Origin of the sequence: Thauera linaloolentis 47Lol = DSM 12138, assembly GCF_000310205.1 — a bacterium.
Taxonomy (GTDB): Bacteria; Pseudomonadota; Gammaproteobacteria; order Burkholderiales; family Rhodocyclaceae; genus Thauera; species Thauera linaloolentis.
On sequence record NZ_AMXE01000054.1, the window covers coordinates 17,379 to 27,635 of the forward strand.

General features: G+C 67.0%; 9 protein-coding genes. 6 read left to right on the forward strand and 3 right to left on the reverse strand.

Going from position 1 to position 10,257, the window contains the following annotated elements:
* The first annotated feature begins 25 nt into the window (after nucleotides 1–25).
* The 4 genes from C666_RS13170 to C666_RS13185 all read left to right on the forward strand — a co-directional run bounded on the left by C666_RS13170 (nucleotide 26) and on the right by C666_RS13185 (nucleotide 5,531).
* Nucleotides 26–1,102 carry a GlxA family transcriptional regulator gene (locus C666_RS13170; RefSeq protein WP_245603952.1) on the forward strand — a complete coding sequence of 359 codons (1,077 nt, stop codon included), beginning with the start codon at nucleotides 26–28 and terminating at the stop codon, nucleotides 1,100–1,102.
* Nucleotides 1,103–1,363: 261 nt separating this feature from the next.
* A complete protein-coding gene (locus C666_RS13175) occupies nucleotides 1,364–1,876 on the forward strand; it encodes a sigma-70 family RNA polymerase sigma factor (RefSeq protein ID WP_004340297.1) in 513 nt (170 codons plus the stop codon).
* The gene (locus tag C666_RS13180; RefSeq protein WP_004340299.1) at nucleotides 1,873–2,880 is read left to right on the forward strand and encodes a FecR domain-containing protein; all 1,008 of its coding nucleotides are present in this window, start codon (nucleotides 1,873–1,875) and stop codon (nucleotides 2,878–2,880) included. The genes C666_RS13175 and C666_RS13180 overlap by 4 nt, the downstream gene beginning before the upstream one ends.
* 167 nt (nucleotides 2,881–3,047) lie before the next feature.
* Nucleotides 3,048–5,531, forward strand: a complete 2,484-nt coding sequence (locus C666_RS13185) for a TonB-dependent siderophore receptor (RefSeq protein ID WP_004340301.1) — start codon at nucleotides 3,048–3,050, stop codon at nucleotides 5,529–5,531.
* 284 nt (nucleotides 5,532–5,815) lie between these two features.
* Here the strand turns inward: C666_RS13185 and C666_RS13190 are convergent, their stop codons facing one another.
* Complete coding sequence (locus C666_RS13190) at nucleotides 5,816–6,271, reverse strand: universal stress protein (RefSeq protein WP_004340303.1); 456 nt, start codon at nucleotides 6,269–6,271, stop codon at nucleotides 5,816–5,818.
* Nucleotides 6,272–6,534: 263 nt separating this feature from the next.
* Here C666_RS13190 and C666_RS13195 point away from each other — a divergent pair, with 263 nt between their 5' ends.
* On the forward strand, nucleotides 6,535–7,068 hold the full coding sequence (locus tag C666_RS13195) for a hemerythrin domain-containing protein (RefSeq protein WP_004340305.1): 534 nt from the start codon (nucleotides 6,535–6,537) through the stop codon (nucleotides 7,066–7,068).
* A gap of 10 nt (nucleotides 7,069–7,078) precedes the next feature.
* Here the strand turns inward: C666_RS13195 and C666_RS13200 are convergent, their stop codons facing one another.
* Nucleotides 7,079–8,686, reverse strand: a complete 1,608-nt coding sequence (locus tag C666_RS13200; RefSeq protein WP_004340308.1) for a peptide chain release factor 3 — start codon at nucleotides 8,684–8,686, stop codon at nucleotides 7,079–7,081.
* Nucleotides 8,687–8,988: 302 nt separating this feature from the next.
* Nucleotides 8,989–9,207 (reverse strand): YMGG-like glycine zipper-containing protein, encoded by a 219-nt coding sequence (locus C666_RS13205; protein ID WP_004340311.1) that lies wholly within the window; start codon nucleotides 9,205–9,207, stop codon nucleotides 8,989–8,991.
* Between the two features lie 252 nt (nucleotides 9,208–9,459).
* Here C666_RS13205 and C666_RS13210 point away from each other — a divergent pair.
* On the forward strand, nucleotides 9,460–10,257 hold a 798-nt coding region (locus C666_RS13210; protein WP_282680397.1), incomplete at its 3' end, for a sugar diacid recognition domain-containing protein.

A 10,257-nucleotide genomic window follows, 5' to 3' on the forward strand; every position in this document is an offset into this window, starting at 1 on the left:
TTCCACCCGGTCGCGGAGTGGAGCGTTGCGTGACGGTAGCAGTGTAGAAAGCCGGCTTTGCCGTGTAGAGTGGCAAAACCGACTGTCTTTATGCGAATTTCGCCACGCCATGGTCCATGCCGCGATCCTGACGCTCGACGAGTGCTATGCCTCCAGTGCCGGAGGCTTTGCCGATATCCTTCAGGTTGCAAACGCGCATTTGCGGCGGCAACAGGGCGCCGCGGCCGTGCAGTTCGCGTGGCGCTTCGTGTCCCTGGCGGGGAAGCCCGTCACGGCGAGCAACGGCCTGCAACTGCAGACGCACGCACTGGCGCCGCACGAGCGCTACGACCTCGTCTTCATTCCCAGCCTGCACTATGGCGGCCGGCGGCGGTTCGAGCAGATCCTCGACCGGCAAGCCGGCGCCTGTGCGTGGCTGCTCGCGCAGTGGCAGGCCGGAGCCTGGATCGCCGCCAACTGCACCGGCACCTTCATTCTGGCGCAGACGGGGCTCCTCGACGGCAGGACGGCGACGACGACCTGGTGGCTGGAACGCCAGTTCCGCGCCAGGTATCCGGACGTGGATCTGCAACTGCGCCCGGTGATCACCGAATCGGATCGGATGCTCTGCGCGGGTGCTTCGGCGTCCTACCTGCTGCAGGCGATCCGCATCGTCGAACGCTTCGCGGGCCAGGCCATTGCCGCGCAGACCGCCAAGAGCCTGCTGATCGATGTGAGCCAGACCAGCCAGGTTCCCTACCTGCCGCTACTGGCGGAACGCATGCATTCCGATTCGCTGGTACAGCGCGCGCAGCACTGGCTCCAGAGCAACATGACCCGGGAACTGCGGATCTCCGAACTCGCGGCGGCGCTGGCGACGAGTGAGCGGACGCTGATCCGGCGCTTCAGGGCCGCGCTGGATCAGGCGCCGCTGGCGTACGTGCAGGACCTGCGGCTCGAAGCCGCCCGCGCGCTGCTCGAAACCGGCGACCAGGGCATCGATGCCATCGCCGGCCAGGTCGGTTACCGTGACACCAGCTCGTTCTCGCGGCTCTTTCGGCAGCGCATCGGCATGAGTCCCGGAGCGTATCGGAATCGCTTCCAGGTCAATTCGGCGCCCTGAAGCCCTGCCGAAAGCACGTAGCCCTCAACTGCCCGCCGTTTCCGATTCGCGCACCGTCGAGCCCATCAGCAGTTTTCGTAGCCTGCTTTCCGTATGGCCGCATCCAGGAACTCACCGGCGTAGTCCTCGACGGTGTTGCCTGCGTGCAGGCACAGCGCTTCCATCTGGAGAGGCGGGCCGAAATGGAGTTGGCCGTGCTGCCGCTCATTCCCATAAAATAAGAAGCGTTCGCATTTCCTCAAGGACAGGAACCCTCTCGATATGGACACATCCACTCCGCCGGACCGCATCGACGCGCTCTACATCCAGCACCACGGCTGGCTGGTCGGCATGCTGCGCCGCAAGCTCGGCAATGTGGATAACGCACACGACATCGCGCAGGACACTTTCCTGCGCATCCTGTCCACCGGCGAACCGTTGTCGATCCGCGAGCCACGCGCCTTCCTCACCACCGTCGCCAGCCGGCTGACCGCGCAGTACTTTCGCCGGCTGGCGCTGGAGCGCGCCTACCTGGAGGCCCTTGCCGCCCAGCCGGAAGCCACCGCCCCGTCGCCGGAAACCCGCCAACTGGTGGTCGAGGCCCTCGCTGCGGTCAGCAATGTTCTGGCCGGCCTGCCGGCGCGCACGCGCGAAATCTTCCTGCTGTCGCAGCTCGACGGCCTGACCTATGGCGAAATCGCCCGCTTGCAGCAGGTTTCCGTCGGCGCCGTGCAAAAGGCCATGACCAAGGCCTTCATGCACTGCTACGGCGCGGTGTACGGCGGCGACGCATGAACCGTTCCGCCGGACCCCCGCTCGGTCGGCAGCCGGATGGCCGCCCGGCGCTCGACCCCGAGGTGGTGGAGCAGGCCGTCGCCTGGCATGTCGCCCTGCTCTCCGGCAGCGCGGACGATGCCCAGCGCGCGGCCTGTCTGGCCTGGCGGCAGGCAAGCGAAGCCCACGAATGCGCCTGGCAGCGCATTGCCGCGCTGGGCCAGGGCATGCGCGCGGCCAGCGGCGAAATCGCCGCGCCGCTGGCCCGTCAGGTACTGCGCAGCGCCACCGGCGGCGCGCGGCGCACCGTGCTCAAGACCTTCGCCGGCCTTGGCCTGCTCGGCGGTGGCGCGCTGCTGGCCCGCGAACTGCGCCTGCACGACGCCATCGGCGCCGACTACCGCAGCGCCACCGGCGAACAGCGCTGGATCGCGCTGGCGGACGGTACCCGCCTTCTGCTCAATACCGCCACATCCGTCGACGTGCATTACGACGCGGAGCAGCGCCGGGTTCATCTGCGCCACGGCGAAATTCTCGTGGAAAGCGCGCCGGACGCTGCACGCCGCCCCTTCCTCGTCAGCACCGCCCAAGGAGACATCCTGCCCGTCGGCACGCGCTTCTCCGTCCGCCAGGAGCGGGACGGAGGCCCCGTCGGCGTGGCCGTGTTCGACGGCGCCGTCGACCTCCGCCCCGCGCGCGGCACCGCGCTGCGGCTGCGTGCCGGCCAGCAGAGCGCCTTCACCGCCGGGGGCGCGGCCCCGGCACAGCCCCTGCGTGCCGGTCAGGAAGCCTGGCGCGACGGCATGCTGGTCGTCGAGCGCATGCCGCTGCCCGATTTCATCGCCGAACTCGACCGCTACCGCCCCGGCAGACTGCGTTGCGACCCCGCTGTCGCCCACCTGCGCGTCAGCGGCGCCTTTCCGCTGCACGCGCCGGACGAAGTGCTCGCGTTGCTGGCCGAGACGCTGCCGATCCGGATTGGGCACTTCACCCGCTACTGGGTCACCGTCGGGCCGCGCACCTGAGCGCCGCGCGGCAAAAAGGCCCCCATGCCCCACCGTTGCCGCCCGGTGGCAAAAAAAATTTTGGATGGTGGGGTAGTTTTTTCCATCTCGTGCATCAAGCAGAACAGAGAGGCCGCAAAAGTCCGCGCGCCTTCCGTTCAACGCCTGTCCGAGAAAGGAAAACCCGCATGCCGCACAATCGCCCCTTCCCCGTCCGCACGCCGCTTGCCAGCGCGATCCGCCTGATGCTGTGCGGCGCCCTCCTGGCCGGCGGCGCCATCCAGGCGCCCGCCCGGGCCCAACTGGCCGAACCCGCCGGCAGCGCCCCGGCCTCGGCCGGCCGCGCCTACGACATCGCCGCCGGCAGCCTGGACCAGGTGCTCGGCCGTTTCGGCCGCGAAGCCGGGGTGATGATCGCCATCGATCCCGAACTCACCCAGGATGTCCGTAGCGCCGGGCTGCGCGGCACGCACACCACCGCCTCCGGCCTCGCCGCCATCCTCGCCGTCCACCGGCTGGAAGCCGTGCCCGGCGCCAATGGCGGCTACCGCCTGCGCCGTTTGCCTCCAGCGGCGGACACCAGGCTGGCGCCGGTTACGGTAACGGCCCAGGCCGAGCGCGGCGGCACCACGGAAGGTACTGGCAGCTACACCACCGGCAGCATGAACACCGCCACCAAGATGCCGCTGTCCATCCGCGAAACGCCGCAGTCGGTCACGGTGATGACCGCGCAGCGTATCGAGGATCAGGGGCTGACCTCGCTCAGCGACGTCGTGCAGGCCACGCCCGGCCTCACCGTGACCAAATGGGGCGGCGAACGCTATCGCTTCACGTCGCGCGGCTTCCAGGTCAACAACCTGATGGTCGATGGCTTGCCGATCCAGTATGAGGAGGCCGCGCTGTCCACCGGCGCCATGTCGATGTACGACCGCGTCGAAGTCATGCGCGGCGCGGCCGGGCTGATGGAGGGCGAGGGCACGCCGGGCGGCTCGATCAATCTGATGCGCAAGCGTCCGACCAGGGAATTCCAGGGCTCGCTGACCGGCAGCGTCGGCAGCTGGGACAACTATCTCGGCTCCCTCGATGTCGGCGGCCCGATCAACGAGGCCGGCACCCTGCGCGGTCGCGCCGTGGTCAGCCATCAGGACAAGAAATCCTTCATCGACGATTACGAGAACAAGCGCACGCTGGTGTACGGCATCCTCGAAGCCGATCTCACCCCCGCCACCACCGCGACGCTGGGCTTCTCCTACAGCAACGAGGACAACCCCGGCGTGGACTGGAACGGCATCGGCACCTGGCCGGACGGCAGCTTCCTGCCCATCTCCCGCTCCACGCGCATGAGTCCGAGCTGGGCCTACTGGGACAAGAAGAGCACCACCGTCTTCGCCGATGTCGAGCACCGTTTCGACAATGGCTGGAAAGCGAAATTGGCGGCAACGTCCATCGATAGCGAGATGGACATGATGGGTACATACCTCGCGAATCAAACAGCCGCCCCATCCTACAACCTCGTAGGGGGGAGTCCTGCATATCGTTATGCGCGCGATCAGTACAGCATCGACGCCCATGCCGCCGGCCCGGTCCGCTTATGGGGAGGCACGCATGAACTGGTGTTCGGCGCCAGCCATCGCAAAAACAAGTGGAAGGATGAAGGCGCACCGACCGATTTCACCCCGGTAAGCTTCAACCCGCTGGATTGGAGCCCGCGTTCCGTCCCCAAGCCGACGATCACCGGCAGTTGGAACCTATGGACCCGCGACGCTGAACGGGAGCAGACCGGCATCTATGGATCCGGGCGTTTCAAACTGTCCGATCCGCTGACCCTGATCGCTGGCGCCCGGGTGGATTGGTACAAGCAGACGATTGCCCAGCAGTGGGGCGGATCTGCCTATGGCGCGTCGGATTTCAAGGTCGACCATGAATTCACGCCGTATCTGGGCGCGGTTTACGACTTGAACGTGCAGCATTCGATCTATGCCAGTTGGACGCGCATCTTCAATCCGCAAGACTATTACACGGCCGATGGTGGTCTACTTGACCCGCAGACCGGCAGCAACTACGAGGTCGGCATCAAGGGCGAGTACTTCGGCGGCCGCCTGAACGCCAGCGCCGCGATCTTCCAGATCGACCTGGAGAATCTGCCGGATGGTTTGCCCGTGTCCCAGTGTGCGACCGGGCTGACCAGTTGCTATCGTTCGGCCGGCGAAGTGCGCAGCCGCGGCGTCGAATTCGAACTGAACGGCGAACTGGCGCCGGGCTGGCAGATGGCTACCAGCTACACCTATGCCTCAGCCAAACGCCTGTCGGAGGCCTCGGCGTACGATCCGATCGGCAGCTACAGCATCGGCAAGCGCTACGCGACCAACATTCCCCGCCATCTGTTCAAGCTCGCCACCAGCTACCGGCTGCCGGGCGAGTTGAGCCGCTGGAAGGTGGGCGGTTCGCTGCATGTGCAGGACGGCGTCAAAAGTCCGTGGGGCGTGAAGCAGGGCGGTTATGCCATCGCCGGAATGCATGCCAGCTATGCGGTCACCAGGCAATTGGACCTGAGCCTGAACGTCAACAATCTGTTCGACCGTAAATACTATTCGACCATTGGCTCCTACTCGGATGCCAACTTCTTCGGCGACCCGCGCAACTTCCTGCTGACGGCGAAATACCGCTTCTAGGCCTCATGCCGGGCGGCCATGGCGGCTGCCCGCATCGGGGGGCGCCGCTGCTCATTGTCATCAAGGCCGCTGCAAGGCACCGTGTCGGCGGGATCCCGCGTCTCTTCGCGGCGAAGAGTTCCAGCGCCTGGCATGGGTAGCCGAGGATGGAGTTCTTGACGTTCTGGTCGCGACTGAGGGATAGGACAGGCGGCGACTCCGGCATCATTGCCGGAGTCGTCATTCGCTGTCCGATTCAGGTCAATACCATTGACGCTGCGGCGCTTGCCGAAAGCACGCAGTCCTCAACTGCCCGCCGTTTCCGATTCGCGCACCGTCAGCACGGGGATGATGGAGCTGCGCACGACCTTTTCCGCCGTCGAGCCCATCAGCAGCTTTTCCAGGCCGGTGCGGCCGTGGGTGCCCATGATGATCAGGTCGGCGCCGATCCGGGTGGCTTCGCGGAGCAGTTCCTCGTGGCTGGCGCCCTGGACGATGTGGGGCGTGATGTCGAGGCCGGCCAGGTTCTCCTGGCAGAACTGCCGCATGTCCTGCGCCGCGCCCTGCTTGATCTCATCGAACATGTTGGAGAGCATCGCGGAGGAAATGCGCAGATTGCTCCTGTCGTGCAACGTCGTGATGACGTGCAGGACATGCAGGCGGGCGCCCGTCAGCGTGCCGAGCGTGCGTGCGAGCTCGCATGCCTGGGCCGAACCCTTGGAAAAATCGGTCGCGAACAGAATGGTCTCGATCTTGGCCATGACATCTCCGTGGCGGTTGGTGGTTGGCATGTGGGGATGCGCTGCGCCCCTTGGCGGCTACCATACCAGAGTGGCGGGAACGCGCCAGGGGCCGGCGGCCCGCCGGCTGGACGGCGCGATCGCAGGCCCCGGCACGGACAGATATACACCTGTTGGCAGCATGGATTTGATCCATGACATGGAAATCGGGGCGGCACAGGGTTTAGCGTCGGGAAACTTTTCGCGACCGGCCGCCGTTGCGCGGCTTTCCACTGGAGCGTTCCATGTTTCTGCTCGACTGGCTGTTCGGCAGGCGCCACGGCAAGCCCGATGCCGCGCCCGCGCCCGCTCGTTCCCTGAAAGAGGCGGACGGCTGCGCGCCGGGCACCTCGATCCGCTACAGCGCCGACCTGGTCGAGCACCTGGTCCGCGACCACCATGCCATGCTCGAATGCTTCGCCGCCATCGGCAAGGCGGCGCGCGGCGCGCGCTTCGGCGAGGCCGCGCTGCTGCTGGAGCGCTTCCGCGCCGACCTCCACGGCCATCTGCTGGTCGAGAACGTGCGGCTGTACGTCTATCTGGAACACACGCTGGCGGACGATCCCGCCAGCCATGCGTTGATGCGCGAGTTCCGCCACGACATGGACGAGATCGGCAAGAAAGTCGTCGCCTTCCTCGCCCGCTATGCCCGTCTCGGCGAGGACCCGGCGCTGGCCGCCAGCTTCGTCGCCGATCTCGATGCCGTTGGCGCGGCGCTGGCCGACCGCATCCGGCGCGAGGAAGACGTGCTCTACCCGCTGTACGCGCCGGTGGCCTGAGCGCGGCCGCTCAGGCCAGCACCTGGCCGTGCTCGCGGGTGGCGTGGAAGGTGACCTTGGGCCATTTTTCCATCGTCACTTCGAGGTTGTAGCGGCTGGTGGCCAGGTACACCGGGTTGCCGTCGATGTCCTTGCCCAGGCGCAGTGCCTGCTCGCGCTCGAAGTTGCGGCGGGTGACTTCGTCGGGGAAGCTCAGCCAGCGCGCGGTGTGGATGTCGGCGGGTTCGAAGATGGCATCGACCTTGTACTCGTCCTTCAGGCGCTGGGCGACGATCTCGAACTGCAGCACGCCGACCGCGCCCAGCAGCATCTGGCCGCCCTCCAGTTCGAACACCTGGATAGCCCCTTCCTCGCCCAGCTCCTGCAGGCCCTTCTGCAACTGCTTGGACTTGAGCGGATCGCGCAGGCGGGCGGCGCGGAACAGTTCGGGCGAGAAATACGGAATGCCCTTGAAGCCGATGTTCTCGCCCTCGGTCAGGGTGTCGCCGATCTGCAGCTGGCCGTGGTTGTGGATGCCGATGATGTCGCCGGCGACGCCGTCTTCCATGATCACGCGTTCGTTGGCCATGAAGGTCAGCGCATTGGCCAGCTTCATGTCGCGCCCTGCGCGCACGTGCTTCACCTTCATGCCCGAGCTGTAGCGTCCCGAGCAGATGCGGAAGAAAGCGATGCGGTCGCGGTGCCTGGGGTCCATGTTGGCCTGGATCTTGAACACGAAGCCGGTGAAGGCCGGTTCGGCCGGTTGCACCCTGCGCGTCCCGGTATCGCGGGCCTGCGGCGGCGGGGCCCAGTCGATCAGCGCGTGCAGGATTTCCTGCACGCCGAAGTTGTTGATGCCCGAGCCGAAGAACACCGGCGTCTGCTGTCCGGCAAGGAATTCGCCGAGCTCGAAAGGCGGCGAGGCGCCCTCGATCAGCTCGACGTCCTCGCGCAGTTGGCCGACCTCCATCGGGAAGCGTGCGTCCAGTTCGGGATTGGCAATGCCCTTCAGCACCTGCGCATCGCTGCGCCGCTCCTCGCCCGGGGTGAAGGTCAGCACCTGGTCCTGCAGCAGGTGGTAGACGCCGCGGAACGCCTTGCCCATGCCCAGCGGCCAGGTCACCGGCGCGCAGGTGATCTTGAGCACGTCCTCGATTTCGGCGAGCAGCTCGAAAGGCTCGCGCACCTCGCGGTCCATCTTGTTCACGAAGGTGATGATCGGCGTGTTGCGCAGGCGGCAGACTTCGAGCAGCTTGATCGTCTGCGCTTCCACGCCCTTGGCGGCGTCGATCACCATCACCGCCGCGTCCACCGCGGTCAGCACGCGGTAGGTGTCTTCCGAGAAATCCTCGTGGCCCGGGGTGTCGAGCAGGTTGACGGTGTGATCCATGTACTCGAACTGCATCACCGAGCTCGATACCGAGATGCCGCGCTGCTTCTCCACTTCCATCCAGTCCGAGGTGGCGTGGCGCGCCGACTTGCGTGCCTTCACCGTACCCGCGAGCTGGATCGCGCCGCCGAACAGCAGCAGCTTCTCGGTCAGCGTGGTCTTGCCCGCGTCGGGGTGGGCGATGATGGCGAAGGTGCGGCGCTTTTCGACGTCGCGCAGCAGCTCGGGCGGGAAGGGGGTGGTCGTCATCGGGATTCGTCAGCGAAAAGAAAACCGCCTGCGCGCAAGAATGGCGAGGCGGAACCGCGCGATTCTACCAAGGATGCGACGGGCTGCTGCTGCGCCGAACCGTTGGCGGCGGCGTAGCGCGGACAAAAATGCCCCCACGCTCATCCGCTGAGTGGGCTTGCTGCCCTCCAAAGGAGGTTTTTTTGCCTTGGGACGGCCCGGCGATAAAAAAATGGGCATCGGCGCCAGATGGGGCGCCGATGCCCGAGCTGTCTCCACAATGGGAGCGGAGGAGAAAAGCGGGAATGCGGAAGATGCGCGGCTTACTTCTTCTTGCCGACCTGGTCGCCGATGACGCCGCCGATCGCGGCGCCGCCGACCGTGCCGAGGATGCCGCCGTCGGTCACGACCGCGCCCGCCACGCCGCCGATCGCGGCACCGGTGGCGGCGCTCTTTTCACGCGAGGACATGTTGTCCCAGGTCGCACAACCCGTCGCGGCGATGGTGAGCAGGATGGCGGGGATGAGGGTGTGGAGCTTCATGTCGTTCTCCTGTCGTCTGTTCGTTGGATATGGCGGCAACGCGGACATTGCGCCGGTCGATGCGGATATGAACACGGCGCGGCGGGAAAACTCCGCGCGGAGCGTGACGAGTTGTTTCGCGTTCCGCCTCGCCGCCGGCACCGGTGCGGGCCGGGGCCGCAGATGCCGGCGGAGACGGTGGCCCGCCGTGGCGCGGGGGCTTGCGGCGGCGCGATTACATTTCGACGCAGCTTGCCCGGCCGCCGTGCCGCCGTGCTTGTCCGCGCCCGCCGTACGCGGCAGCATGCGGGCATCTGTCCGTTTCCCGCCCACGCCATGCTGCTGCTCGATGCCTCTCTCGCCCAGTCCATCGTCGACCGCACGATGCAGCTCCTGCACGCCAACGTGAACGTCATGGATGCGCACGGCGTCATCATCGCCAGCGGCGACCCGGCGCGCATCGGCGGCCGGCACGAGGGCGCGCTGATGGTGCTGGCGCAGGGCCGCACGGTGGAAATCGACGATGCGCTGGCGAGCCGGCTGCACGATGCGCGGCCGGGCGTCAATCTGCCGCTGCGCGCCGAAGGCGGCATCGTCGGCGTGATCGGGCTCAGCGGCGAGCCCGACGCGATCCGCCAGTTCGCCGAACTGCTGCGCATGGCGGCCGAAACCATGATCGAGCAGGCGCGGCTGATGCAGCTCATCGCCCGCGATGCGCGCCTGCGCCAGGAACTCGTGTTGCAACTGATCGGCATCGCCACGCCGGCCCCGGCGCTCGACGACTGGGCGCGCCAGTTCGGCGTCGACCCCGATCGCCCGCGTGCCGCGCTGCTGGTCGAGCCTGGCCCGGCACTGGGCGATGCGGCCGATCTGCTGGCCGAACAGCAGCGTGTGCTGGCGATGCTGGCTGCGGAGCCCGGTGTGCTGTGCGCCCCGGTGTCGCTACGCGAGCTGGTCGCCCTGCTGCCCGCTTCATCCGCTCCGGACGAGGCCGCGCGCCTGCGCGCGCGGGCCGGGGCCCTGCTCGCCCGCCTGCAGCGCGAAGGCCAGGCACCGCCGCGCCTGGCGCTC

Excerpts from the sequence above, each read along its gene's own strand:
- C666_RS13175 (WP_004340297.1), top strand. The coding sequence starts at position 1,364 with ATGGACACATCCACTCCGCCGGACCGCATCGACGCGCTCTACATCCAG.
- C666_RS13180 (WP_004340299.1), top strand. The coding sequence starts at position 1,873 with ATGAACCGTTCCGCCGGACCCCCGCTCGGTCGGCAGCCGGATGGCCGC.
- C666_RS13185 (WP_004340301.1), top strand. The coding sequence starts at position 3,048 with ATGCCGCACAATCGCCCCTTCCCCGTCCGCACGCCGCTTGCCAGCGCG.
- C666_RS13190 (WP_004340303.1), bottom strand. The coding sequence starts at position 6,271 with ATGGCCAAGATCGAGACCATTCTGTTCGCGACCGATTTTTCCAAGGGT.
- C666_RS13195 (WP_004340305.1), top strand. The coding sequence starts at position 6,535 with ATGTTTCTGCTCGACTGGCTGTTCGGCAGGCGCCACGGCAAGCCCGAT.
- C666_RS13200 (WP_004340308.1), bottom strand. The coding sequence starts at position 8,686 with ATGACGACCACCCCCTTCCCGCCCGAGCTGCTGCGCGACGTCGAAAAG.
- C666_RS13205 (WP_004340311.1), bottom strand. The coding sequence starts at position 9,207 with ATGAAGCTCCACACCCTCATCCCCGCCATCCTGCTCACCATCGCCGCG.